The organism is Mesorhizobium sp. WSM2561 (assembly GCF_000513915.1).
GTDB classification, from domain to species: domain Bacteria; phylum Pseudomonadota; class Alphaproteobacteria; order Rhizobiales; family Rhizobiaceae; genus Mesorhizobium; species Mesorhizobium muleiense.
In genome coordinates this window covers 149,513-173,522 of the sequence record NZ_AZUX01000006.1, presented here as the reverse complement: position 1 = coordinate 173,522, position 24,010 = coordinate 149,513, and the positions used below count along the sequence as shown (strand labels likewise).

At 63.7% G+C, this 24,010-nt stretch carries 22 protein-coding genes and 1 pseudogene; 10 read left to right on the top strand and 13 right to left on the bottom strand.

What is annotated here, in order from left to right; all coding sequences use genetic code 11:
- Positions 1 to 36: 36 nt before the first annotated feature.
- Positions 37 to 1,011, bottom strand: a complete 975-nt coding sequence (locus M727_RS0109930; RefSeq protein ID WP_027152561.1) for a sugar-binding transcriptional regulator — start codon at positions 1,009 to 1,011, stop codon at positions 37 to 39.
- A gap of 466 nt (positions 1,012 to 1,477) precedes the next feature.
- On the opposite strand from M727_RS0109930, the gene M727_RS0109925 reads away from it, so the two are divergent.
- From M727_RS0109925 to M727_RS0109905, 5 genes are read left to right on the top strand one after another with little or no spacing between them, the layout of a single operon-like run.
- Complete coding sequence (locus M727_RS0109925; RefSeq protein ID WP_245268518.1) at positions 1,478 to 2,866, top strand: SWIM zinc finger family protein; 1,389 nt, start codon at positions 1,478 to 1,480, stop codon at positions 2,864 to 2,866.
- Entirely contained in the window at positions 2,863 to 4,308 is a 1,446-nt protein-coding gene (locus tag M727_RS0109920; RefSeq protein ID WP_027152559.1) for a DUF5691 domain-containing protein, read from the top strand. The genes M727_RS0109925 and M727_RS0109920 overlap by 4 nt, the downstream gene beginning before the upstream one ends.
- 18 nt (positions 4,309 to 4,326) lie before the next feature.
- The gene (locus tag M727_RS0109915) at positions 4,327 to 5,406 is read left to right on the top strand and encodes an AAA family ATPase (protein WP_027152558.1); all 1,080 of its coding nucleotides are present in this window, start codon (positions 4,327 to 4,329) and stop codon (positions 5,404 to 5,406) included.
- A 6-nt stretch (positions 5,407 to 5,412) separates the two neighbouring features.
- Positions 5,413 to 7,671, top strand: coding sequence for a DUF5682 family protein (locus M727_RS0109910; RefSeq protein WP_027152557.1), 2,259 nt, complete (start codon positions 5,413 to 5,415; stop codon positions 7,669 to 7,671).
- Positions 7,664 to 8,905: a VWA domain-containing protein gene (locus M727_RS0109905; protein WP_027152556.1), complete on the top strand. Its 1,242-nt coding sequence runs from the start codon at positions 7,664 to 7,666 to the stop codon at positions 8,903 to 8,905. Before M727_RS0109910 ends, M727_RS0109905 begins: the two co-directional genes overlap by 8 nt.
- An 84-nt stretch (positions 8,906 to 8,989) precedes the next feature.
- On the opposite strand, the gene M727_RS0109900 is transcribed toward M727_RS0109905, so the two are convergent.
- Positions 8,990 to 9,916, bottom strand: a complete 927-nt coding sequence (locus M727_RS0109900; protein ID WP_027152555.1) for a pseudouridine-5'-phosphate glycosidase — start codon at positions 9,914 to 9,916, stop codon at positions 8,990 to 8,992.
- Positions 9,917 to 9,963: 47 nt separating this feature from the next.
- Positions 9,964 to 11,073, bottom strand: coding sequence for a carbohydrate kinase (locus M727_RS0109895; RefSeq protein WP_027152554.1), 1,110 nt, complete (start codon positions 11,071 to 11,073; stop codon positions 9,964 to 9,966).
- Positions 11,074 to 11,243: 170 nt separating this feature from the next.
- Between M727_RS0109895 and murQ the strand changes: the two genes are divergently transcribed.
- From murQ to M727_RS0109880, 3 genes and pseudogenes are all read left to right on the top strand, one after another.
- Complete coding sequence (gene murQ / locus M727_RS0109890; protein ID WP_027152553.1) at positions 11,244 to 12,167, top strand: N-acetylmuramic acid 6-phosphate etherase; 924 nt, start codon at positions 11,244 to 11,246, stop codon at positions 12,165 to 12,167.
- Between the two features lie 16 nt (positions 12,168 to 12,183).
- A pseudogene (locus tag M727_RS42990) lies at positions 12,184 to 12,322 on the top strand (esterase); the annotation flags it as partial.
- A gap of 6 nt (positions 12,323 to 12,328) precedes the next feature.
- Complete coding sequence (locus tag M727_RS0109880; RefSeq protein ID WP_036261983.1) at positions 12,329 to 13,459, top strand: anhydro-N-acetylmuramic acid kinase; 1,131 nt, start codon at positions 12,329 to 12,331, stop codon at positions 13,457 to 13,459.
- Here the strand turns inward: M727_RS0109880 and M727_RS0109875 are convergent.
- Both M727_RS0109875 and M727_RS0109870 read right to left on the bottom strand, forming a co-directional pair.
- Complete coding sequence (locus M727_RS0109875) at positions 13,456 to 13,884, bottom strand: GNAT family N-acetyltransferase (RefSeq protein ID WP_027152551.1); 429 nt, start codon at positions 13,882 to 13,884, stop codon at positions 13,456 to 13,458. The genes M727_RS0109880 and M727_RS0109875 overlap by 4 nt on opposite strands.
- A gap of 125 nt (positions 13,885 to 14,009) precedes the next feature.
- Positions 14,010 to 15,188, bottom strand: a complete 1,179-nt coding sequence (locus M727_RS0109870; protein WP_027152550.1) for an MFS transporter — start codon at positions 15,186 to 15,188, stop codon at positions 14,010 to 14,012.
- 48 nt (positions 15,189 to 15,236) lie between these two features.
- Between M727_RS0109870 and M727_RS0109865 the strand changes: the two genes are divergently transcribed.
- Entirely contained in the window at positions 15,237 to 15,776 is a 540-nt protein-coding gene (locus tag M727_RS0109865) for an Lrp/AsnC family transcriptional regulator (protein ID WP_027152549.1), read from the top strand.
- Between the two features lie 10 nt (positions 15,777 to 15,786).
- Here M727_RS0109865 and M727_RS0109860 read toward each other — a convergent pair whose 3' ends face one another.
- From M727_RS0109860 to M727_RS0109835, 6 genes are all read right to left on the bottom strand, one after another.
- Positions 15,787 to 16,617, bottom strand: a complete 831-nt coding sequence (locus tag M727_RS0109860) for a GNAT family N-acetyltransferase (RefSeq protein ID WP_027152548.1) — start codon at positions 16,615 to 16,617, stop codon at positions 15,787 to 15,789.
- Positions 16,618 to 16,621: 4 nt separating this feature from the next.
- Complete coding sequence (locus M727_RS0109855; RefSeq protein ID WP_051505576.1) at positions 16,622 to 17,407, bottom strand: aspartate/glutamate racemase family protein; 786 nt, start codon at positions 17,405 to 17,407, stop codon at positions 16,622 to 16,624.
- Positions 17,379 to 18,197 carry an ABC transporter permease gene (locus M727_RS0109850; protein ID WP_027152546.1) on the bottom strand — a complete coding sequence of 273 codons (819 nt, stop codon included), beginning with the start codon at positions 18,195 to 18,197 and terminating at the stop codon, positions 17,379 to 17,381. The genes M727_RS0109855 and M727_RS0109850 overlap by 29 nt, the downstream gene beginning before the upstream one ends.
- Before the next feature lie 4 nt (positions 18,198 to 18,201).
- A complete protein-coding gene (locus M727_RS0109845; protein ID WP_245268522.1) occupies positions 18,202 to 19,086 on the bottom strand; it encodes an ABC transporter permease in 885 nt (294 codons plus the stop codon).
- Between the two features lie 223 nt (positions 19,087 to 19,309).
- Complete coding sequence (locus M727_RS0109840; protein WP_027152544.1) at positions 19,310 to 20,599, bottom strand: PotD/PotF family extracellular solute-binding protein; 1,290 nt, start codon at positions 20,597 to 20,599, stop codon at positions 19,310 to 19,312.
- A gap of 33 nt (positions 20,600 to 20,632) precedes the next feature.
- A complete protein-coding gene (locus M727_RS0109835) occupies positions 20,633 to 21,721 on the bottom strand; it encodes an ABC transporter ATP-binding protein (protein ID WP_027152543.1) in 1,089 nt (362 codons plus the stop codon).
- A gap of 260 nt (positions 21,722 to 21,981) precedes the next feature.
- Here M727_RS0109835 and M727_RS0109830 point away from each other — a divergent pair, with 260 nt between their 5' ends.
- Positions 21,982 to 22,695, top strand: coding sequence for a GntR family transcriptional regulator (locus tag M727_RS0109830; RefSeq protein WP_027152542.1), 714 nt, complete (start codon positions 21,982 to 21,984; stop codon positions 22,693 to 22,695).
- A 157-nt stretch (positions 22,696 to 22,852) separates the two neighbouring features.
- Here M727_RS0109830 and M727_RS0109825 read toward each other — a convergent pair whose 3' ends face one another.
- Positions 22,853 to 23,437, bottom strand: coding sequence for a HupE/UreJ family protein (locus M727_RS0109825; protein ID WP_027152541.1), 585 nt, complete (start codon positions 23,435 to 23,437; stop codon positions 22,853 to 22,855).
- A gap of 37 nt (positions 23,438 to 23,474) precedes the next feature.
- The gene (locus tag M727_RS0109820) at positions 23,475 to 24,008 is read right to left on the bottom strand and encodes a hypothetical protein (protein ID WP_027152540.1); all 534 of its coding nucleotides are present in this window, start codon (positions 24,006 to 24,008) and stop codon (positions 23,475 to 23,477) included.
- Positions 24,009 to 24,010 lie beyond the last annotated feature (2 nt).

Genomic DNA, 24,010 nt, shown 5'->3' with positions numbered 1-24,010 from the left:
TCCTCCACAGGGTAGTTTCAATCGAATGGCTGCCGGCTACCCGACCGGCGTCTGCTCCACGAGTTTTCGCGCCGTCCGCTCATCGGTGACCAGGCCCTTGAGATAGCGGCCCTCCAACACCGATTTGATGGCACGAACCTTCACCTTGCCGCCGGCAACGGCGACAATCCTGCGATTGCTGATGTCTTCGCGCGCCAGCGCCAGCGCCCGGTTGGAAAGCGTCGTCTCGACCGCTTTTCCAGCGTCATCGAAGAAATGGCCGAGCAGTTCGCCGACACCGCCGTTGCGGCGGATCTCCTCCATTTCGCCCTTCTCGATCATGCCGGTGGCGACCAGCGACGCCTCGCGCTCGGCGGTGCCGATGCCGGCGATGAGCAGGTCGGCGGCCTTGCCGAGATCAAAAACCTCGCTGATGCCCTTCTGCCCGAGCAGCACGGTTCGATCCTCGACCGTGTTGGCGAACATCGGCACCGGCATCACATAGGCTTCGGCGCCGGTCCGTTCGGCCAGGCGGTGAATGACGTCGTGCGGATTGGCCGAGAACTTGCGCGTCAGGCCGCCGAGCAATGAGACGAAGCGGGTCTTTTCGGCCGATATGCGCGGCAGATATTCGACGCAGGCAGCGAGCGTGCGGCCATGGCCGACGCCGATCAGCGTATCCTCGCCGCGTTCGATCTCACGTTTGAGGAACTGCGCGCCGGCGATGCCGAGCGCCTTGAGCGGCAAGTCTTCGCCATCGAAGTCGGGAACGACCTCGCAATAATCGAGGCCGTAGCGGCTGGACAAATCGTCTTCAAGCGCGACGCATTCCGACACTTCGCCGTCGATATAGACTTTGACCAGCCCTTCCTGATTGGCCTTGGTGATGAGGCGATGCGCCTTGAGGCTGGTCAGGCCAAGCCGCTTGGCGACCTCCGACTGGGTCAGCCCGCCAGCATAATGGAGCCAGGCGGCGCGCGTCGCCATACTGGTTTCATCGTCGCGCAGGAGGCCGTTTCCAAAACCAACCATTTCCGCCCTAAGATATTTTTATCAGGTGATGCAAAATTTTTCACAAGGTGTCGCAGGAGTCAAGCGCCGCAGCGTTCAAATCACCTTGAAAGGGCAAAAAAGGCCTGCTGAAGCAGCCATCGTGCAGGGCGGTGCCAGTCTGAACTGCCAGGCCTGTCGACCTGAAGGGCAAAGGCTAAACGGCTCGCTCCAAGCGAACCAGTTGCATGGCCGCTAAGGCCCGCTCCCGTTCAATGAGCGCATAACTGGGCTGACCGACGCCAACCGCCGTTTTGCTGAAAATGCTCTGCCCGCCGAATGGCGGTGGAGCTCGCTTGCGGATCAGGCGAATTCGGGCAAGGAGGACAGGGGCCGAGAAGTATCGATCTTCACATTGCGAGAGCTACAATATTTCTTCACGAACGGCTATCTATCCTGGCGACAGGTGTTTGGTTCGAGTCACGAGGGGCGCGGCTTGGAATTCGATTTGAAGACCATTGAGGCGCTTGCTCCCGATCAGGCGTCGCTGAGCGCCGCCTCCAAGCTGACCAAACGATCGAACTGGCCGCGGCTCGAAAAGCATGAGCCCCAGGCGCTCATCTGGGGTGAATGCCAGGGCTCCGGCTCCAATCCATATCGGGTGGTGGTCGACACCGGCGATCACGGCTACAAATGCACCTGCCCGTCGCGAAAATTCCCGTGCAAGCACACGCTGGCGCTGATGTGGATTGCCGCCACCGCGCCAGCCAGTTTTGCCGCGGCCGAATCCTCGCCGGAATGGGTGAATGACTGGCTTGGCAGGCGCAGGAAGACGACGCCACCGCCAGCGCAACCGATAGAAGGTGCGGCAGCCAAGAGCATCGATGAGGCTGCACGGACGGACGAGAGCGCCGCGGTAGAAGACGTTGCGGCGGTGGAGCGTCGTGAGGCTGCGCAGCGCAAGCGGGCGGAAGACACACGACAAGCAGTGTCGGCGGCGCTCGATGAACTCGACCAATGGATCGCCGACCAGTTGCGGCTTGGTCTTTCCGGGTTTGTCGACGGCAGCAGCGACCGTTGCCGCCGGATTGCCGCGCGGCTGGTCGACATGAAGGCAACCGCGCTTGCCGGTCGCATCGACGAGATCCCTTCGCGGCTGATGGCGCTGCGCAGCGAAGAAAAACCAGATGCGGCGATTCGTGAGCTCGGCAAGCTTGTGCTGCTGGCCAAGGCGTGGCGGTCGGCGCCCGACGATCCCGAATTGAAGCGCCTCGTATCGACCTCGGAAACCCGCGAACAGGTCCTGGCCAATCCGGATGCAAGACAGGTCGAAAGCTTCTGGGAGGTTCTGGGCGAGAAGATCGAGAGCCGCCGTGACGGTCTCGTCAGCCATTCGACCTGGCTGCTCGATCTGAAGTGCGCTACCCCGCAATTTGCCGTGCTGCTCGATTATTTTCCGGCTTCTGCCGGACGCCGGTCCAACGCTTTTGCGTCGGGCGATCGTTTCGATGCCCGGCTGGTCTTCTATCCATCACGCAAGCCGCTGCGCGCACTGGTGGCAGAACGCATGGGTGAAGTGACGTCCGGCGCGTGGCCTGATTTCAGCTTTGGCGCTGCAAAGGACCCACTCGCCACGCATGCTTCCTATCAGGATGCTGCGCCTTGGATTACCGATTGTCCTCTCATGCTGCCGCCTGGTGCGATCCTGGTCGATGACCGCGGCACAGGCTGGTGGCAGGCCGCGGATGATCCGCAAGGGATCGCCTTGCCGATCGCAGGCGCTGTCAATCAAACATTGCTCGGCCTCGACCTTGCGGCCACGGCAGCGCTCTGGGATGGCGCCCGGCTTGCCCTTCTGGCGGCTCAAAGCGGATTCGGGAGGCTTGACCTGTCGTGAATGAGGGCGAGCAAACAGGCCTGGCGACAATGCGCGATTGCTGGATCACCGGCGGAGCCACCTTCGATCTGGCTCCGACCGCGTGGAAGACGATCGCCGGCGGTGCAAGTCCCGACGAGCAGGAGCGCCGGCTCCTGGCAATCGCAGCACAAGCGCTCGACGTCGCCCTGCGGCCGGCGGCGCCGAAGACGCTCAAGCGCCGGCCGCCGCTGCCCAGGCTTGCGCTCCCGATGCTGCCGGAGCGGTTGCGGCCGCTGTTGAGAGCCGCTCTGAAACATGCCGTCGACGCGAGACGCAAGACGCGCGTGGTGACGCTTGTCGCCAGCCGCGGCTTTGTGCTCCATCCGATGGACTGGATGCCCGTCGCGTCGGATCAGAACAGTCCGGACGTCTACGCCCCCTGGATCGACTGGCAAGCAAGCCTGGACGGGGAGAGACATGCCCCGCAAGAGAAACTGACGGCGGAAAATTGGGATGAGTTCTATCCCGCCGCGCGACGCATCGCGCTGGCAGACATGCGCCGCAGTGAACCGGCTTCGGCTCGACTGCTGATCGAGGCCAAGGCGTCGGGCGAGCCCGCCGAGGTCAGGCTTGCGCTCGTCGAGCTCATGCGCTTCGGCCTGAATCCTGAGGACGCGCCGTTCCTTAAAAGCCTCTCCGCCGACAGGTCCGGCAAGGTGCGCGAACTGGCTGGCCGGCTGCTGGCAAGGTTGGGAGAGCACGGCCGTTCAAACGATGGCGGACCGGATGATACCGCAGCTGAACTCGCCGCTTTCATCAGCGAAGGCAAATCCGGCTTCATCCGCCGCCGCAGCATCTACACGCCGGCGAAGTTGAAATCGCCGGCGCAGGAAACGCGTCGCGCCGAATTGTTCGAGACCTGCAATCTGGTCGACCTGGCCGCGCGGTTCAGTGCTACCGAACCTGAGTTCATAGGCGCCTGGCAATTCGGCGCCGACAACAATGCCGACATCCTGATCGCACGAATGGTCGCCGCTTCGGGGAGCGACGCCGCGGTGACGCATATGGCGGACGCACTTGTCGCCGATGGCGGCAAGCCAGCGCTGTTCGTACTGCACCTCACGCCGCGCCTGGACAGTCGCAAAAAACGAGCCCTCGTCCGGCTGATCCTCAAGCAAGCGAATTACCTCAACGCGATCAATCTGGCGGAAGGCATTGATGCTGGCTGGCTGGAATGGGACGATCTTTCGAATGGGTCGGCTCTTGCGGCGCTGCGTTCCGCCGTTGCGGGAAACGACGACGCCATGCGCCGGGGCGCCGACGATATACTGGAAACGATCGGCTTCCTTGCCACCGCGACCACAGCAGCAAAATTGATCGACGAGGTCGTCGCCGCCGGCATGCCGCCCGCAGCCCCATCACTCAGTGTCCTGCGTCTCAACGCGGCGCTGGCCGAACATCAGTCTAGAACCGACACATGATCAATCCGGAGAATTCATATGAACGCTGCCATCCGTCTCCCGGTCGAGCAGGCCTATGCCTCTGAATTGCAGGCGCTGGCGCGCAGTGACGACAGGCAAAAGCCTGCCGGCTGGAGCCTCTCTCCACAAGCTGTGCTGACTTATCTGCTGGGCGGGAAGGCCGGTGACGGCACGCCGGTAACGCCAAAATATGTCGGTCGCCGCCGACTGATGGAGACCGCGGTGGCAACGCTCGCCACCGACCGCGCACTGTTGCTGCTCGGCGTTCCCGGAACGGCCAAGTCCTGGGTGTCGGAACATCTGGCCGCCGCCATCATGGGCGACTCGACGCTGATCGTGCAGTGCACGGCCGGCACCGACGAGAACCAGATCCGCTATGGCTGGAACTATGCGCAACTTCTGGCAAAGGGCCCGAGCCAGGAAGCATTGGTGCCGACGCCGCTGTACCGCGCCATGCAGACCGGCAAGCTCTGCCGACTCGAGGAACTGACGCGCATGGGCTCGGATGTGCAGGACACGCTGATCACCGTACTTTCCGAAAAGATGATGCCGATCCCGGAATTGAACACATCGATCTATGCCCAGCGCGGCTTCAACATCATTGCCACGGCAAACAATCGGGACAAAGGTGTGAATGAACTCTCCTCGGCACTCAAGCGTCGCTTCAATGTCGTGGTGCTGCCATTGCCGGAAGACATGGCTGAAGAGGTGGCGATCGTCTCCAAGCGGGTCGATGAGATGGCCGGCGGGCTCGACCTGCCGGTACCGAAAAATGTCGGCGAGGAGATAGCCCGGGTATTGACCATCTTCCGTGAATTGCGGTCCGGTGCGACCGCCGACGGCAAGGTGACGCTGAAGACGCCCTCGGGCTCGCTGTCGACCGCCGAGGCGATCGCAACGATGGTTGGCGGGCTGAGCCAGGCGGCGTGGTTCGACAGCGGCAAGCTCGGCGCAGAAGGTCTCGCCGCCAGCCTTGTCGGGGCGATCGTGAAAGACCCGGTCCAGGACAAGGCAGTGCTGGAAGAATATCTGGAAACAGTGCTCAAGAAGCGGCCTGACTACGCCGGCTACTATGCGGCCTTGAACGCAGCGATCTGACGCGCCATGGGGCACAGCGAGGTCGCCTATTTCGGCATACGCCATCACGGGCCGGGTTCCGCCGACAGCCTTGTGCAGGCATTGCAGGATTTGCAGCCGGTCGCCGTGCTGATCGAGGGGCCGATCGATGCCTCCGCGCTGCTGCCGTTGCTGGCCCGCCCGCAGATGCAGCCGCCGGTTGCACTGCTTTGCTATCCGGAGGAGGATCCGGCTTCGACAAGCTTCTGGCCATTCGCCGAGTTCTCGCCGGAATATCAGGCGGTCCTTTGGGCCGTGGACAACAAGGCGGCGTTGCGCTTCATCGACCTGCCGTCGTCGGCGCGCTTCTCGGAAGCGGCGGCCGATGGCGCGGAAAAAGTCGACGCTGACGATGCGAAGGAAGCAAGCGAGCGTGATGATATGGCTCCGCATCGGCGTGATCCGATAGGCACGCTGGCCCGCGCCGCCGGCTATGAGGATGGCGAAAGCTGGTGGTCGGACATCATCGAGCAGAATCCGGAACCAGGCCCCATATTCGCCGCCATCTCCGACGCGATGGTGACGCTGAGGGATGGTGAAGCCTCGATCGCGCAGTTCGAGGCCCAGCGCGAAGCGCATATGCGGCTCGAAATCGCTGCGGCGCGCAAGGAATTCGACGGACCTATCGCCGTCGTCTGCGGGGCGTGGCATGTGCCGGCACTGCAGGCGACACACATGCAGAAAAACGATCAAGCCCTGCTTAAGGGGATTGCAAGGCGCAAGAGCACGATGACATGGGCGCCGTGGACGGGACCGCGTCTGGCGCTGGGCTACGGCTATGGCGCGGGCGTCGTCGCACCCGGCTGGTGCAAGCATCTCTGGCGCACGCGCGGCCGGCGCGATGCAGCAACCTTGTGGCTTGCAATGATTGCAGCGGTGCTGCGGGTGAAGGGTCACCTGGTCTCGACCGCTTCGCTGATCGAAGCGGAGCGGCTCGCCCGCACGCTCGCCGCGATTCGCGAGCGGCCGAAACCCGGGTTTGAGGAATTGCGCGACGCCGCAATTGCGGCTCTGTTCAATGGCGAAGCCTTGCTGTGGGCCCTGGTCGAGGCCGAGCTGCTTCTAGGTGCGGACGTTGGCGAAATTCCACCCGACACGCCGTTGGCGCCGTTGATCGAGGATCTGCAGCGCAACCAGAAGGCGGCGCGGCTGAAACCTGAAGCGCTGGAGCGGGAACTATCCGTCGACCTGCGAAGCGACAGCGGGCTGTTTCGTTCGACATTGCTGCATCGGCTGAACGTGCTTGGTGTGCATTGGGGCAAGCTGACGGACGCCGGTCGCAGCCGTGGCACCTTCCGCGAGCGGTGGACCTTGGCCTGGGAGCCGGAATATGCCGTTCGCCTGGTGGAGAACCTGATCTACGGGCCGACCATCGAAAAGGCTGCCAACGGCCGCCTGATCCAGATGATCGAAGCCGCAGCAACCCTCGATACTCTTGCGGCACTGGTCCAGGGCGCCATCACGGCAGGCCTGTCGGAAGCATCGACGGCCGGTCTCGCGGCCCTGGAGGCGCGCGCGGCGCGCAGCAGCGAATGCCTGGAGATTCTGGCCTCGGTGCCGCCGCTCGCCGACATCATCCGCTATGGCGAGGCGCGCAATACGGAGACGAACCGGCTTTCCGGCCTCATGGAGCGGCTGATCGTCGAAGGTGCGATCGCGCTTCCCTATGCGGCACGCGACCTGGATGAGCAGGCCGCCGCGACGCTGGCTAGAGCGATGCGCAAGGCCGATCAGGCGATCAGGCTGGTCGAGCCCGGGGAAGACGTGCTGAACGGATGGCGCAACGGGCTGACTGCCGTTCTCGAGGGGTCGCGTACGACGGCGCTGCTGGCCGGATGCGCCGCGCACCTGCTCTACGAGGCCGGCCGCCTTTCCGCCCAAGCCGCAGCCGGGCTGCTCGGGCGACGCCTGTCGCCGGGCACGCCAGTCACTGAAGCGGCAGGGTTCTTCGAGGGCTTTTTCAGCACAGCCGGTCAACGGCTGATCTATGACGAAGGTCTGCGCGGCGCGGTCGATTCCTGGCTCAAATCTCTCGACGAAGATGCTTTCATCGCGCACCTGCCGTTGCTGCGCCGCGTCTTTTCCAATCTCGACAGCATGGAGCGCCGGCGGCTGATCGAAGCGGTTCTCGGCCGCGCCGCGCGCTTGCCGGCTGGCCTGACGCTGACGCCGGATGGCGGCGAGGCATGGCGCCGACACCTGGAACGGCTTGGACCATTGCTGATGGGAGGAAACGGCAATGGATGACGAGGGCGAAATGAACGAGCCCGGCCCACTCACTGCCGATGCCGGAGGGGAGCGCCGCTGGCGCCTGGCGATCGGCGCCGATGACGAGACGTCGGCGGCACTTTCCAGCGACGACAAACGACTTTCGGCGGCACTCGATGCTCTTTACGGCGAGGGTGCCAGCGCGGCGGCCAGTGACCCGCGCAAGCGGCGTGGCGGGCTTGGCCGCTCGGCACCGCGCGTTGCGCAATGGATGGGGGACATTCGCTCCTTCTTTCCCGCGCAGGTCGTTCAGATTGTCCAGAAGGACGCTTTCGAACGGCTGGACCTGAAGCAGATGCTGATGGAGCCGGAGTTCCTCAAGGCGATCGAGGCGGACGTCAACCTGGTCGCCGACCTGATTTCGCTCCGCTCGGTCATGCCGGCCAAGACCAAGGACATCGCCCGCACGATCATCGCCGACATCGTCGCCAAGCTGATGCAGAAGCTGGAGCAGAAGACCGCCGAGGCGATACGCGGCGCGCTCGACCGATCGAAGCGCACCAACCGTCCGCGTGCGCGCGATATCGACTGGCAGCGCACCATCTCGGCGAACCTTCGCCACTACCAGCCCGAGCACAAAACTATCGTGCCGGAGAAGCTGGTTGGCTTCATGCGCAAGCAGCGCCGGCTGGTCGATCTTGACGAAGTCGTTCTCTGTGTCGACCAGTCCGGCTCGATGGCGAGCTCGGTCGTCTACGCCTCGATCTTCGCGGCGGTGATGGCCTCGCTGCCGGTCGTGCGCACAAAACTCGTCTGTTTCGATACGGCCATCGTCGACCTTACCGAAGAACTCAGCGATCCCGTCGAAGTGCTGTTCGGCGTGCAGCTTGGCGGCGGCACCGATATCAACCAGGCCGTCGCCTATTGCGCCGACCGTATCGAGCGGCCAACCAAGTCGCATCTGGTGCTGATCACCGACCTCTACGAAGGCGGCAATGGACAAGAGTTGCTGCGGCGGCTGGCGGCGCTGGTTCGATCTGGCGTCAATGTCGTCGTGCTTCTGGCACTGACCGACCAAGGCCGGCCCGGCTACGATCCGGCAATGGCAGGTTCGGTTGCCGCACTTGGCATTCCGGTCTTCGCCTGCACGCCGGATCTGTTTCCGGACATGATGGCGGCGGCATTGCGCCGTGAAGATATCGGCGCCTGGGCGGCGGGAGCCGACATCAAGCTGGTTCGCGCCGAAGCCGAAGCGCCCAGGGCGAACGAGTGAGCCCCATGTCACAGAAGGTTGCCGAGTTCCTGTCGCGGCTGGAAAAGCGGCTGGACAGGTCAGCGATTGTGGCCGGAAGTTCCGCTATTTAATGTCCTTCAATCCCGCATGCGCCACGGCGATGCGAGCGGCAAGCGCGGCGTTGTTGCGGACCAGCGCGATATTGGCCTTCAGGCTGCGGCCCTGCGAAAGCTCGTTGATGCGGGCGAGCAGGAACGGCGTCAGTTCCTTGCGACCGATGCCGCTTTTTTCGGCTTCCGCTACCGCTGCCGTGATCGTGCCGTCGATGAAGGCCGGATCGAGCGCATCCACTTCCGGAATTGGGTTGGCGACGAGGATGCCGGTGCCCGAGCCGATCTGCTCGTGCAGCAGCATGGCATGCGCAATGTCATCGGGCGTATCGAGGCGGTGATCGGCTTTAAGTCCGCTGGAGCGCGTATAAAAAGCCGGAAAGTCGTCGCTCTGAAAGGCAATCACCGGCACGCGCTGGGTCTCGAGATATTCCAGCGTCTTTGCAATATCGAGGATCGATTTCACGCCGGCGCAGACGACGGTCGTGCCGGTCTGGCCGAGTTCGGTCAGGTCGGCCGAGATATCGAAACTGGCTTCGGCGCCGCGATGCACGCCGCCGACGCCGCCCGTCGCGAAAATGCCGATGCCGGCGAGTGCAGCTATCCGCATCGTCGCCGAAACCGTGGTTCCGGCCGAGCCGCCGCCCACCATGATGGCGGCGAGGTCGCGTCCGGAGGCCTTGACCACGTCTTTTGCCGCTGCCAGCTGCTCCAGCTCCCGGTCATCGAGCCCGACCTTGATCTTGCCGGCAACCACCGCGATCGTGGCGGGCACGGCGCCATTCTCGCGCACCACGGTCTCGACGCCGCGCGCAGTTTCCAGATTGGCCGGATAGGGCATGCCATGGGTGATGATCGTCGATTCCAGCGCCACCACCGCGCTGCCTTCACGAAGTGCTGCCGCGACTTCGTCGTTCAGGTGGAGAAGAGAAGGTTTCATCGTCATTTCGCTTTCAGGGTTCGGCTCGCGTTCAGGGTCGTCTGGCTTCAGGCGGGAATGCGGTACATGCCGGCGGTGAGGAAGCGCGGCGACAGGTCGGGATGGACGCTGGATTCGCTCTCGGTGGTCAGCGTGGCGAGCAGCGCCCCGGTGCGCGCTGCATCGAGCACGGGATCGCCCGAAAGCACCTTGTACATGGTGCCGGCAATCATTGCGTCGCCGGCTCCGGTGATGTCGACGGCGCGGGCCGGGACGGAACGCATCGTTGCCACGCCGCCTTCGGTCGCGACCGCAAATCCGTGCGCGCCCATGGTCACGATCACCTCGCTGGCGCCGGCCGCGCGCAGCGCCGCCGCAGCCTCTTTCGGCTTTAGCCGCTTGTCGGCATCGGTGATACCAAGCATCGTATTGGCCTCGTCATGGTTCGTGAATAGAAGATCGATGCCGGCCAGGTCCTTCGGCAGGCGCGCCGATTTCGGCGACGACACCGTGTCGACGGCGAGCTTGAAGCGCGCGCCCTGCTTGCGTGACATCAGCGCTGCGATCGTCGCGGCCGGCAGGTTGCAGTCGACGAACACCCACGTCGCCGAAGCCAGATGCGGCCAGAAACGGTCGAGACAGGATGGCGAAAACAGATCGAAGATCTCCATGTCGGCGATGCCGAGCACGAGATCGTTATTGAGGTCGAGGATCGCTGCATATTCCGCCGTTGGTCGCTCCGTTGTGGTGATCACCTGGCTGACGTCGGCGCCGAGGTCGCGCAGATGCCGCACCAGCGAGCGGCCGGTCTCGTCGTCGCCGACAATCGAGACGAAGCTCACGTCGACGCCGAGGCGGACAAGGTTCTCGGCGACGTTGCGGGCGACGCCGCCGAAGCTGCGATAGCCGTCGACCGGGTTCGACGTCCCGAAGATCAGATCCTTCCTGGCGTGGTACTTGCGGTCGAGGACGGCGCCGCCGATGCAGATCATGCGCTTGGACGCCGGCAACACATAGCCGCGACCAAGAATGTAGCCCTTGTTGACGAGTTGCACGATGTGGGCCGCGACGGTCGAGCGGGCAATGCCGAGCGCGGTCGCTATATCCTGCTGGCCGGCGAACGGGTTCGCCGCGATGAGATCCAGCACCGCCCGTTCCTGTGCTCCAAGGTCGTCCATTGCCTCACCCCGGCCCGCGCAATTCATGCTGAACTGTGACCAACAACAGATGATGTTGTCAACATTTGTTTGGCTGGCGAGCCTGTCGATGCCAGTCGCTGGCACTGGTCAACGCCTGGCGCCGCATCACATTACTTGTTGCCGATGACAAGAAGTTTGAAAGCACTCTCATGAACGAACAGGAATTGATGTCGGAGCTGGAGCGGTTGGTTTCCGAGGACCGGAACCCGAGGACGATGGATATCGACCTGCTGCCGACCATGGATATCCTGCGCATGATCAATGACGAGGACAGCGGCGTTCCGGCCGCCGTCGAGAAGGTCATTCCGCAAATTGCTGCCGCGGTAGACCGGATCGTTGGTGCGTTTCAAAAAGGCGCGCGGCTTGTCTATATGGGCGCTGGCACAAGCGGCCGGTTGGGGGTCCTCGACGCCTCGGAGTGTCCACCGACATTCGGCGTGCCCGAGGACATGGTGCTCGGCCTGATCGCGGGCGGCCCCAAAGCTCTGGTGCGGGCTGTGGAAGGCGCCGAGGATGACCCGCAACAAGGCATCAAGGCACTGCAGGGCATCAAGTTGACCGCCGACGATGTGGTGGTCGGCATCGCGGTCAGCGGCCGCACACCCTACGTCATCGGCGGCTTGACCTATGCAAGGCAGGTGGGAGCAACGACCGTGGCGCTTTCCTGCAATCCCAGGTCGGTCATTGCCGGCATTGCCGACATTGCCATCTCTCCGCTTGTCGGCCCCGAGGTTCTCGCCGGCTCGACCCGGTTGAAGTCGGGAACCGCGCAAAAGCTGGTTCTCAACACGCTGACGACAGCCAGCATGATCCGGATCGGCAAGAGCTATCAGAACCTGATGGTCGACCTCAATCCCAGCAACAAGAAGCTCGTCGCCAGGGCGGTCGGGATCGTGATGCAGACCACCGGCTGCACAGCGCAGCAGGCACGACGGGCGCTCGACCAGACCGGCAAAGACGTCAAGCTGGCGATACTGGTGACGATCACCGGGATGGGCATCGAAGAGGCGCGCAAGGCGCTCGACAATGCGGGCGGGTTTTTGCGAAAGGCGATCGGCGAAAAGACGGCGTGAGCTGTCTGGATACCAGTATACAGGATGGATCGACTTCGACAAAGGCAGGGGCATGCGAGACCTTGCTCACCAAACGGATCCATCCGACACATCATTTCGACAGCGGGATTATCGAGATTCGCCCATCGGTCGGCGATCTCGCCAACGGAGCCTAACACGTGATGATTGCGAGAAGTGGCGAACCAATCTGGGCCGTCGGCCTGATGACCGGCACCGTGCTGGACGGCAATATCGATGTTGCGCTGATCAAGACCGACGGCGAGCGGATCGCGGATTTCGGCACCTACACACTGGCGCCCTACCCCGGATCGATCCGGACGCTGCTGGAGGAGACGCTGGATCAGGCCAGGGCGTGGAATTTTGCCGGACCGGAACCGGCGATCTTTCGCGAAGCCGAAGAAGCGCTGACGCGCGCCCAGTCAGCAGCGGTCAAGGACCTGGTCGAAAGCTACGGGCTGACGATGGCCGATATCGGCGTCGTCGGCTTCCATGGCCAGACCGTGCTGCATCGCGCCCCGCAATCCAGCCGGCTCGGCCAGACCCGCCAGCTCGGCGATGGGGCTTTGATGCATGCCATACTGGGGACCAAGGTCGCCTACGATTTCCGTTCGGCCGACATGCGCGCCGGCGGGCAAGGGGCGCCGCTGTCGGCGGCCTATCACGCCGCGCTGCTGCGCGATGCCGATATCAGCGGCGACACGGCGGTGCTCAATCTCGGCGGCGTCGCCAACATCACCTGGTGGGACAGCAAGGACAATGTCGTCGCTTTCGACACCGGACCGGCCAATGCGCCGCTGAACGATTTCATCAAGGCGAAAGGACTTGGCGACATGGATCGCGACGGTGCGCTGGCGCGGACCGGCACCGTCGACGAAGACCGGCTGGCCAAGCTCCTGCAGAATCCCTACCTGGCCAAGCCCTATCCAAAATCGCTGGACCGCTTCGATTTCGGCGCGGCCATGGCGGAGGGATTGAATGCTGAGAATGGCGCCGCGCTGCTGACGGCCTTCACCGCCGCGGCCGTCGGCAAGGCGCTCGACCTCCTGCCGCACCGGCCAAAGCGACTGGTGGTCAGCGGCGGCGGCCGCCACAACCCGACGATCATGGCCATGCTCGCCAGCCGCGCCGGCGTCGAAGCGGTGCCGGCGGAGGCGCTCGGCTGGAAGGGTGACGCGGTCGAGGCGGAGTGCTTTGCCTTCCTTGCGGTTCGCGTGCTCAGGGGCCTGCCGATCAGTTTTCCGACCACCACCGGTGTGCCGCAGCCGATGCGCGGCGGACGCCTTGCCGGCTAATCAAGCAGCAGTTTCTTCTGCAGGAAGACGCGGCTGCGGCCGACGGGAAAATCGGGAAGCACGCCGAACGGCCGATATCCCTGACGCTCATAGACCTTGGCCGCCTGGGGATTGAACGTGTCGATCAAGGCGCCATGACAGCCGCGTGCGACGGCTTCCTGTTCGGCTGCGTCGAGCATCCTGCCGGCCATGCGCTGGCCGCGCAGTCGCTCATCAACCCAGAGCCATTGCACATAGAGCCAGCCCCAGGCGGTATATCCCGAGATGCCGCCGACAACCGCACGGTGCTCATCGCGCACGAACACGGCGAGCACCTTCCTGTTGGCCGGACCGACTTCGCTGTCGTTGAACGCGCTGAGCCCCTCCCCGAGAAAAGCGAGTTCTTTCGGCGAAGGGTCGGCGGTGGTTTCAAGCGTCATGTTCATCGCTTGTCCAGACAGGCTCACAGCCGGATACCCGTATACAGCGCTTCCGGACGCGCGGCACTTTCATTTGCATTTATCGAAGGAAAGGACGGGAGCGCAAGCTCTGCCGCCGCGTGGCTTCGCGACTACACGGGCCGCGGCGAATGCCACGCCGCCGCCGAAGCGGCAACCAGCATGAGCAGCGCGGCGACCATTGCCGATGCCGCAAAACCGAACGTGGAATAAAGCGGTCCGAAGGCGGTGGTGCCGACAAACACCGCGAGATAGGTCACTGCGCTGTTCAAACCCATGATCGTGCCGCGCCGCGCCGGATCGAGCGCCGAGAGGCGCATCACCAGGACGTTCAGCCCGAAATGATTGGCAAGGCCCCAGACAGCGACCATTGCGATGGTCAGATGGAAACTACTGCCTGCCGCGGCAAGCGCGACATAGACGGCCGCGACGAGGAGATAGGCGAACGGCATGACACGTCGCGCGCCAAGCCGATCGATCACGCCGTCAAGCAGTGCCGCCATGCCGAAGCCGGCGCCATAAGCGAGCGCCGCCAAGCCGTTGGCGCTGACCGGCCGTCCCAACCCATTGTGAAGGTGATCGCCAAGATAGCCATAGACACCGTAGAAGGCGGTCATAAAGGCGCCGCAGGCGACCAGAAGCGGCACTATGCCGGGCACGGCCAAGGCGCCGAGCGGCGTCGGCGCCGGGCCGCTTTTCCTGATATCGCTCAGCGACGTCAGCGTAAGACCGGTCAACGCGAGCGCCGCAAGCACTGCGACCGCCGCGAAAACAGCGCGCCAATGCAGCAGATCGGCAAGCACCGCCGACAATGAGACGCCGGCGACCATGCTCAGGGTCCATCCGGTGAGCACGACACCGATCGTCCCGCTTTCGCGGCCAGGCGGCGCGATCGCAGCGGCGCTGGCATAGATTGCCGGCATGGCGATACCGGCAGCGATGCCTGCGACAAGCTGGGCCGCAACCAGCGTCGTCACCGTCGGCGCGGCGGCGCTGGCGAGGAGCGCGACCGCCAGCAGCAGCAACGCCCCTTGCAGCATGCGGCGAGCGCCAAGCCGATCGATATAGCGGGCCAGGAACAAGGCGCTTGCCGACGTGCCAAGCCCGAACGCGGCGGACGCGATCATGACGGCCGGCACGCTCGTCGAAAACGACGCGGCCACCGCCGGCGCTATCGGACCGAGGACCAGCGAGTTCGAGCCGATCACCGCGATGCATCCGGTGAGCAGATAGGCGAGCGCCGGGATAGGCGGCCTTGCCGTCAATGTTGCGACTTGATCACTGTTCGTCATTCGACGATAATCGCCGTATTAAATTCTGTATCAATAAGGAATTTCACCATGGATGAAGAAACAGATGGCATTCCGCAGAACAGGCCTGCTGCCCGCGATGTCGACGCGATTGACCGAAAAATATTAGCCGTTCTGGTCGACGACGCCACGGTCAGCTATGCCGAGCTCAGCGATCGTGTCGGCCTGTCGCCGCCGGCAGCGCATGAACGGGTGAAGCGGCTTCGGCGCAGCGGCGCCATTCGCAACACCGCGGCAATCATCGATCCCAAGGCGGTGCGCAAGCCGCTGCTTGCCTTCGTGCACATCGACACCAAGGGCTGGGGAAAGACCCCCGAACTGATGGCGATTTCCGAGCACCCCGAAGTCGAAGAGATTCATTCGGTGGCCGGCGACACATGCATGCTGATCAAGGTCCGCACCGAGGACACGCGGGCGCTCGAAGGCCTGCTGTCGCGGCTTTACGAAACGCCTGGCGTGACCTCGACGCGAAGCTATGTGGTTCTGTCGACCTATCTCGAGCGGCCGGTGCAGCCAGGGATCACAACCGAATGGCCGGCGCCCCGGCACATGGCCAAGCCGCTGTATTAGGGCCGTCCAGTCAACCAAGCTCCAGGGTCGTTATCGCAAAGACCCCGGACTGCGCTAACTGCGGCGGTTTTCCCGTGTACATTCGAGCCGTTTCGAAACCGGGTTGGAGGCCGGCGGACGTCAGCCGAGCTGCAAATTGCCCGCTGGTCTCGGGCACGTCGAGATGGACATTTCCGGGCCCCGAGGCGTTGGCGAGCGCCGCGAACAGGCGGCTTGCCGCGTCCAGGCTGTTGGCAAAGAGCGGCCCGATCTTGCAACCGTCACGGCATTGGCGGGCGACGCCGTACCCCTTGATGGCGCCATCCCTGACGATCGCCAGCGCGACGTGCGGCGGGCGCAGCCAGTGTTCCAGGAAGGATCGCCTCGGAGCGGGAAAGAACCGGCTGTCGTAGTCCAGGACATCCGCTTGCGGGCCTATGACGCGAATGTCGCTGTCGGCAGCTGCCGGAGCGTTCGGCGATCCGACGAAGCGGATCGTCCGGTAGACCGGCGCAAAACCCATGCTGCGGTAGTTGGCCTGCTGTTCGACGACCCCATCGAGGCCGACCGTACGGTCGCCGAGCCGCGCCATGCCGGCATCCCAGACCGCCTTGCCATGGCCCTCACCGCGCCTGTCCGGCCGACAGATGTAGAGACCGATGAAGCCGAAATCGTCGCCATAGGCGACGGCCGAAATACCGGCCACCATCTCGCCATCAACAAAGGCGCCGATGAAGCCCTCTGGATCCGCCGCATGGAACGCCACGGCATCGCCAACACCGGGATTCCAGCCCTCCGCTGCCGCCCAGTCGACAAGGACTTTTACGTCTTCAAGTGCGAGCGTTCTGATCGTTCGGCGCATTGCCTCACTCGGCGGCTACGGTACCGGGGGCGAAGGATTTCAATGCGCCAAGATAGGGCTTTGCCAGCGGGTTTGCATAGGCGCCACGCTTGGACGTCGACAGGCCAAGCGCGATCAGGGCCTCGGCCTGCTTGACCGCGGCGCCGACGCCGTCGATGACCGGAACGCCGAATTCCCGCTGCAGCGCGGCGGCGAGATCGGCCATGCCGGCACAGCCAAGCACGATGGCCTCGGCGCGATCCTCCTCAAGCGCACGCGCGATCTCGCCGCGCAGCTTCAGGATTGCATCGGAGGTTGGGTCTTCGAGCGCAAGAACCGGAATGTCGGCAGCGCGCACGCGTGCCCGTCCTGCCATGCCATAACGCTGCACCAGCGCTTCGACGGGCACGCGCGAGCGCTCGGTCGTGGTGACGACGGTGAAGCGCTGGGCGATGAACGAGGCTGTGCTGAGCGCTGCCTCGCAGATGCCGATGACAGGAATGTTGGCCATGGCGCGCGCCGCATCGAGGCCGGTGTCGTCGAAACAGGCGACAATTGCGGCCTGCGCGCCCGAGCGTTCGCCGGCGGCGATCTCGACCAGCAAGCCCGGCACGGCAAGCGCCTCGTCGTAGTAGCCTTCGATCGACACAGGTCCCATCGACGAGGTGACGGCGACGATGTCCGTTCCGGCGGCGGCGACGAGCCGCGCCGCCGCTGCAATGGTTTCGGTCATGCTGGCGGTGGTGTTCGGATTGACGACGAGGATCTGCACTGCGGTTCTCTCAAGCTCGCGGCCGACGGCCGCCGACATAGGCGATTGCGCCGAGCGTCGCCAAAATCACCAGGAAGGAAAATACTGATGTCACGGTGCCCAGTGCATAGAGCACCGGCGTCGTCACATTCGTCGTCATGCCGTAGATTTCGAGCGGCAGCGTGTTGAACGTGCCCGAGGTCATCAGCGTGCGGGCGAACTCGTCATAGGACAGGGTGAAGCCGAACAGGCCGACACCGATCAGGCTGGGCGCGATCATCGGCAGCACGACATGCGCGAAGGTCTGCCAGGAGGTCGCGCCCAAGTCCCGCGCGGCTTCCTCATAGGCCGGCGAGAACCGGTTGAAGACGGCGAACATGATCAGCACGCCGAAAGGCAAGGTCCAGGTCAGATGCGCCCCGAAGGCAGACGTGTACCAGGCGGGACGAAAGCCGATCTGCTGGAAGACGACGCCGATGCCGAGCGAGATGATGATCGACGGCACGACCAGGCTGGCGACGGCCAGATAGAACAGAGCGGTGGCGCCGCGAAATTTTTGCCGGAAGGCCAGACCGGCGAGCAGCGACACGACAACGGTGACGATCATCACCATCAGGCCGAGGATGAAGGAGCGTTTGAAGCTGCCGCCGAAATCGCCGACCGCCTGGCGCTCGAACAGATTGGCGAACCAGTGCAGCGAAACGCCGTTCAGCGGGAATGTCAGCCCGCCATTCTCGCCCTGGAAGGAGAGGATCAGGATCGCCGAAAGCGGGCCGTAGAGAAACAGCACGAAAAGGGCGAAGAAGGCGGCCAGCACGTAGAATTCGAAGGTGCGCTTGTCTTGGCTCATCGCCTCATAGCTCCTTGCGAATGTCGACGATGCGCAGGATGCCGGCGACCATCAGCAGCACCAGCACCAGCAGCACGACCGCGTTGGCGGCCGCTGCCGGATATTGCAGCAGCGACATCTGGTTCTTCATCATCAGCGCGACGGATGCGCTCTGTCCGCCGGACATCACCTGCACCGTCGAAAAGTCGGCCATCACCAGCGTGACGACGAAGATGGTGCCGATCGCCATGCCGGGCTTGGCAAGCGGGATGACGACGTTCCACAACACCTGCCAGCCGGACGCGCCGGCATCACGCGCGGCCTCGATCAGCGATTTGTCGATGCGCATCAGCGTGTTGAAGATCGGCGTCACCATGAACAGCGTGTAGAGATGCACCATGGCCAGCACCACGGCGAATTCGGAATAGAGCAGCCATTCGATCGGCTTCGGGATCAGCCCGATCTCAACCAGCGTCGAGTTGACCAGGCCGTTGCGGCCAAGCACCGGAATCCACGAGATCATGCGGATGATGTTGGAGGTCAGGAACGGCACCGTGCAGACCAGGAACAGCACCATCTGCATGGCGGTGGTCCTGATATGGAAGGCGAGGAAATAGGCGACCCAGAAGCCGACGAACAGCGTCAGTGCCCAGACGATACCAGCGTATTTCAGCGTGTTCAGATAGGTTTTCCAGGTGACCCAGGAGCCGAGCGTGTCGGCGTAGTTGATGGTCAGGAAATCCGGATACATCGCCGCGAAATCGTAGTCCCAGAAGGAGACCACGGCGATCATCAGGATCGGCAGCAACAGGAACGCGCCGAGGATCAGCGCCAGCGGCGCCGCCTGGAGGTAGGGGAGGAGGCGGGCGACCGAGATGCGGCGGCGCCCGGCGGGTTTGGCGGCGATCATTCCAGGACGTTCGAGCACTGCTGTCATCAACATCTCGGTAGGCTGCGAGGCGGCCGGAGCTGCGTCCCTTCTCCCCTTGTGGGAGAAGGTGGATTAGCGCGCAGCGGCAAGACGGATGAGGGGTGTTGGAAGAAACTCAGCGTTGGCGATCCGTCCAACACCCCTCATCCGACCGAGCTTCGCTCGGCCACCTTCTCCCACAAGGGGAGAAGGCAAGAAGGCACTACGCCGCGATGAATTCGTTCCAGCGCCTCACCATGTAGCGGTCCTCGTCCATGACCGAGTTCCAGCAGGCGACTTTGCCCATGCGCTCGACGAAGGAGCCGCCGTCGCGCACCGCGCCTGCCTTCTCCATGATCTTGCCGTCCGGCGCCATGATATCGCCCTTGGCCGGCTTGCCGTCGACCCAGTAGCCCCATTCGTCCTCGGACATGAACTGCTTGGCCGTATCCATGGCGGCCGAGTAATAGCCCTGGCGGTTGAGGTAGGCGCCGACCCAGCCGGACAGGTACCAGTTGATGTATTCGTAGGCGGCGTCGAGCTCGGCGCCCTTGAGGTGCGCCGCCAGGCCAAGGCCGCCGCCCCACGAGCGATAGCCTTCCTTGAGCGGCTGGTACTTGCAGGCGATGCCCTTGGAGCGCACCGCAGCGACGGCCGGCGACCACATCGACTGGATGACCACTTCGCCCGAAGCCATCAAATTAACGCTCTCGTCGAACGATTTCCAGAACGCCCGGAACTGGCCGTCCTGCTTGGCCTTGATCAGGAAGTCGATCGTCTTGTCGATCTCCTCCTTGGTCATGTTGCCCTTGTCGGCATATTTGATGTTGCCCATGGCTTCCATGATCATCGCCGCATCCATGATGCCGATCGACGGGATGTTGAGGATGGCGGCCTTGCCCTTGAAGGCCGGATCCATGATGTCGGCCCAGGTGGTGATGTCGCGGCCGACAAGATCGGGGCGAATGCCGAGCGTATCGGCATTGTAGATGGTCGGAACCATCGTCATCCACTGCGTCGGCTGCTTGGCGAAGGTCTTGGCGTCCTGCGCCTCGACGAAGCCGACGGTATGCGGCGCGGTGCCTTGGGCGATGACGCTGTCGGGCGTCAGCTTGCCGGTGATGAACAGCGGCACGATCTTGTCGTAATATTTCAGCTTCTTGACATCCATCGGCTGCATCACGCCGGACGGATAGACCTTCTTGGCGATCCAGTATTCGATGTCGGCGATGTCGTAGCTGTCCGGCTGGGTCACCGCGCGCTGGGCGGCGGCGTCGGAATCGGTCGCAGTCATTTCCAGCGTGATGCCGAGGTCGGCCTTGCACTTGTCGGCAATGGCGTTGAGGTTCGACACGCCGGTGCCGAACTGGCGCAGCGTGATCGGGTTCTGCGCCCAGATCGTCGGGAACCCGGTGATGGCACCCGAACCGGCGGCAAGACCGACGGCGGCAGCACCGGTCTTGAGCAGCGAGCGGCGGGAAATTCCTGTCTTGTTGTCGGTGGTGTTGGTCATGTCAGTTCCCCTGTTTTGATTGGTGGTTCTGGTTCAGGAATCGAGACCGCCAAGGACGATCGCGTCCTCGGCGTCCCAGGCGATCGGCACCGCGTCGCCGACGGCGACCGGCTTGGCGAAGAAGCTGGTGTCGTCGACGATGACGGTAAAATCCTCGATGCCGGCGCCATTGACCGAGAGTTTTACGGTCGAGCCGCGATACTCGATATTGGAGGCGATGCCGGTGAAGCCGAGCCCGGTGGCCGGCGGGTCGCCGATCCGCACGTGGTCGGTGCGAATGGCGATATCGATCGGCTCGCCGATCGCCCTGCCCTGCCCGCTGGCCGCAAGCGAGGCGCCACCCGGCACATCGAAGACAACCATGCCGTCGCGGCTGCCGCTGACGCGGCCGGAGACGACGTTGTGCTCGCCCATGAAGCGGGCGACGAACGCGGTGGCCGGCCGCTCGAAGACGATGCGCGGATGCGCCGCCTGCTCGATACGGCCGTCATTCATGACCACGATCAGGTCGGCGAGCGCCATCGCCTCCTCCTGGCTGTGGGTGACGTGGACGAAAGTGATGCCGAGCGACGTCTGCAGCTTCTTCAGTTCCGCCCGCATGCGGACCTTCAGGAATGGATCGAGTGCCGATAGCGGCTCGTCGAGCAGCAGCGCTTCGGGGTCGGTGATCAGCGCGCGGGCCAGAGCGACGCGTTGCTGCTGTCCGCCCGAAAGCTGCGCCGGGCGGCGGCTGGCGTAGCCCTCCATCTGCATCAGCTTCAGCATATCGAGCGCCCTGGCGCGGCGCTCTTCCTTGCCGACGCCCTTCATCTTGAGGCTGAACGCAACATTGTCGACCAGGTCGAGATGCGGAAACAGCGCGTAGGACTGGAACATCATGGCGGTGCCGCGCCTGGCCGGCGGCAAGTCGGTGACCACCGTGTTGCCGAGACGCACGTCGCCGCTCGATATGCTTTCGTGCCCGGCAATCATGCGCAGCGTCGAGGTCTTGCCGCAGCCGGACGGCCCGAGCAGGCAGCAATAGGTTCCCGCGGGGATTTTCAAGCTGATGTCTTCGACGGCAGTCGTTGCGCCATAGATCTTCGAAACGGACACGATGTCGATTTCGGCGGCTTTGGACATCCGGCTTCCTCTCTAAATCAACTTAAGCAAAGCATCATGCATGCCAGTTGGCCTAGATCGGCCTCAAACGATTGATTCCTTGGGAAAATCAGAATTGCCTCCGGCCGCCCCTCGAAATGGCATGCCTACGAATGCACAAATTATAGGCGATCGCTGGCGATTCCCGCAAAAATCGTATGCAATCTTTTTCGGCATCGTATTCACTTTGTCCCTCGTGCAAGCGACCCGATTCAGGTTAGAAAGGCGCAGGGACCACCATCATGAATATAGCCGACCAGACTTTCCCTGCTGTCGACAGTGCCAACGAGGATCGCGCCCAGGCGATCCGCGACCAGTTGCGCGACGCGATCGTCGACCGCCGGCTGGCGCCCGGAACCAAGCTGTCGGAAGGCGAGGTCGGCACTTTATTCGATGTCAGCCGCACCGTGGCGCGCGCGGCGCTGCAGATGCTCTCCTTCGAAGGCCTGGTGCGGACCGAGCGCAATCGTGGCGCCTTCGTCGCCAACCCGTCGCCGGAAGAAGCGCGTCAGGTCTTTGCTTCGCGCCGGCTGATCGAGCCCGGCATAGCGATTGCCGCAGCCGCGCGGATGACGCCGGACCATGTCGCTGCCTTCAAGGCGCAGCTGGATGAAGAGGGCCGCTTCATTGCCGAACGCGGACCAAATGCAAGACGCTCGGAAATCAAGGCTTCGGGCGATTTTCACCTGCTGCTGGCTTCGGTTGCCGGAAACGCCATCCTCCAGCGCTTCATGGAAGAACTGGTGGCGCGGTCATCGCTAGTGATCGCGCTCTATGGCCGCTCGGGCGTCTCGAGCTGCGGCCATAGCGAGCACATGAATATCCTGGAGGCGCTGGAAAATGGCAATTCCGAACGCGCCAGCGCACTGATGCTGCACCACATCGACCATATCGAGGCCGACCTCGATCTGCGTGTCAGGAGCGGTCCGGCGCTCAGGCAGGCGCTCGAGTTCTGACGGTCAAGCAGATCGGAGGGACGCGATAACCGCGCCCCTCAAAGCCGTTGGGCTCGGACCTTCAGGATCTGGTACAGCAAATCGCGGACGCGCCGCAGCCTTATCGACCATTTCTGGCTCATCTGCTTTCCAGTTCTGTTCGCCGACTGCCTACGTCTCAAAAAGCTTGGGCGGCCATGGCCATTCCAACCAGCGAGGTGGCGATTCCAGCGGTGCGGACCGTCGTCGGCCAACGAGCCAGCTTGACAGCGGACAGAATGCCGATTGCATGCAGCATCGACGTGGCGAGCATGAAGCCAGCGGCGTAGGCGATGCCGCCGGCGCTCTCGGGACTCTCAAGGCCGTGGGCGTTGCCGTGGAAGAGGCCGAACAGGGCCGTCAGTGCTGCCGCGGCGGCCAGCGGCAGCGGCTTGGCGAGGCCGACCATCGCGCCGAAGACCACAAGCGACAGCGCGATGCCGGTTTCAAGCGAAGGCAGGCCGATGCCGGCCATGCCAAGCAAGGCCCCTGCGACCATGGCCGAGACAAAGACCAGCGGCACAAGGACAATGCTGCGCCCGCCGGCGCGAGCGCCGATGATGCCGACCGCGATCATGGCAAGCAGATGGTCCATGCCGAGGAGCGGATGTTGGAGGCCAGCGAAAAAGCCGTGGACGTGAGCGCCGCCGCTATGGGCAAACGCCAGCGACGGCGTGAGGGCGGCGAGAGCTGAAAGGATGCCAAATCTTGCGAATGTTTTCATGATTGTACCTGTTCGATGAGAGTGACGGGTTCTGGTTTCAGTACCCGGGAACGGCGAACTGCGAAGCGGCGGAACGGTCCGCGAGAGCGCGCGCCGCGGCGAAGCCGAGAGGCTTTTGCTCACTGCCATCATGATAGATGAAAGCGAGGCGGCGGCGGTGCGATGTCAGGCGCGCCGGCAACGGGTGATAGGCGACGCCGGTGCCACCGACGAGCGGCATGACCGCGCCGACATCGACCAGATCCTCGGTTTCGACGCGGAGCAGATGAAGCCGCATGCCGTCCGCCGTCTCGCCGACAAACGGTATGCCGGCCAGACGCAGAAAGCTGGACGGGTCCGGCGCCCGCGCAAAGCCTTCGAGGAAGGCGGTTTCGACAAGGTCGAGGTCGACCGATGCGGGATCAACCGGCGGCTCGTGAGCCTGGTCCGGCAGATGCGGCGTCTGCCATTGCAGCAGCTTGCCAGCGGGCCCATTGTGACCGGGGGCGTGCGGATGGTCATGATGACCGTTCGGTCCGTGATGATGGTGGCCGTCGTCATGGCCATGATTGTGGTGGTGGTCATCGTGCATGG

What these genes read in the sequence shown, in the direction of transcription:
- M727_RS0109860 (WP_027152548.1), bottom strand. Translation starts at nt 16,617, where the DNA reads ATGCGCCGAACGATCAGAACGCTCGCACTTGAAGACGTAAAAGTCCTT.
- M727_RS0109820 (WP_027152540.1), bottom strand. Translation starts at nt 24,008, where the DNA reads ATGCACGATGACCACCACCACAATCATGGCCATGACGACGGCCACCAT.
- M727_RS0109900 (WP_027152555.1), bottom strand. Translation starts at nt 9,916, where the DNA reads ATGAAACCTTCTCTTCTCCACCTGAACGACGAAGTCGCGGCAGCACTT.
- M727_RS0109905 (WP_027152556.1), top strand. Translation starts at nt 7,664, where the DNA reads ATGGATGACGAGGGCGAAATGAACGAGCCCGGCCCACTCACTGCCGAT.
- M727_RS0109855 (WP_051505576.1), bottom strand. Translation starts at nt 17,407, where the DNA reads ATGTCGGCGGCCGTCGGCCGCGAGCTTGAGAGAACCGCAGTGCAGATC.
- M727_RS0109835 (WP_027152543.1), bottom strand. Translation starts at nt 21,721, where the DNA reads ATGTCCAAAGCCGCCGAAATCGACATCGTGTCCGTTTCGAAGATCTAT.
- M727_RS0109870 (WP_027152550.1), bottom strand. Translation starts at nt 15,188, where the DNA reads ATGACGAACAGTGATCAAGTCGCAACATTGACGGCAAGGCCGCCTATC.
- M727_RS0109895 (WP_027152554.1), bottom strand. Translation starts at nt 11,073, where the DNA reads ATGGACGACCTTGGAGCACAGGAACGGGCGGTGCTGGATCTCATCGCG.
- M727_RS0109915 (WP_027152558.1), top strand. Translation starts at nt 4,327, where the DNA reads ATGAACGCTGCCATCCGTCTCCCGGTCGAGCAGGCCTATGCCTCTGAA.
- M727_RS0109875 (WP_027152551.1), bottom strand. Translation starts at nt 13,884, where the DNA reads ATGAACATGACGCTTGAAACCACCGCCGACCCTTCGCCGAAAGAACTC.
- M727_RS0109910 (WP_027152557.1), top strand. Translation starts at nt 5,413, where the DNA reads ATGGGGCACAGCGAGGTCGCCTATTTCGGCATACGCCATCACGGGCCG.
- M727_RS0109840 (WP_027152544.1), bottom strand. Translation starts at nt 20,599, where the DNA reads ATGACCAACACCACCGACAACAAGACAGGAATTTCCCGCCGCTCGCTG.
- M727_RS0109830 (WP_027152542.1), top strand. Translation starts at nt 21,982, where the DNA reads ATGAATATAGCCGACCAGACTTTCCCTGCTGTCGACAGTGCCAACGAG.
- M727_RS0109850 (WP_027152546.1), bottom strand. Translation starts at nt 18,197, where the DNA reads ATGAGCCAAGACAAGCGCACCTTCGAATTCTACGTGCTGGCCGCCTTC.
- murQ (WP_027152553.1), top strand. Translation starts at nt 11,244, where the DNA reads ATGAACGAACAGGAATTGATGTCGGAGCTGGAGCGGTTGGTTTCCGAG.
- M727_RS0109825 (WP_027152541.1), bottom strand. Translation starts at nt 23,437, where the DNA reads ATGAAAACATTCGCAAGATTTGGCATCCTTTCAGCTCTCGCCGCCCTC.
- M727_RS0109845 (WP_245268522.1), bottom strand. Translation starts at nt 19,086, where the DNA reads ATGATCGCCGCCAAACCCGCCGGGCGCCGCCGCATCTCGGTCGCCCGC.
- M727_RS0109880 (WP_036261983.1), top strand. Translation starts at nt 12,329, where the DNA reads ATGATTGCGAGAAGTGGCGAACCAATCTGGGCCGTCGGCCTGATGACC.
- M727_RS0109865 (WP_027152549.1), top strand. Translation starts at nt 15,237, where the DNA reads ATGGATGAAGAAACAGATGGCATTCCGCAGAACAGGCCTGCTGCCCGC.
- M727_RS0109930 (WP_027152561.1), bottom strand. Translation starts at nt 1,011, where the DNA reads ATGGTTGGTTTTGGAAACGGCCTCCTGCGCGACGATGAAACCAGTATG.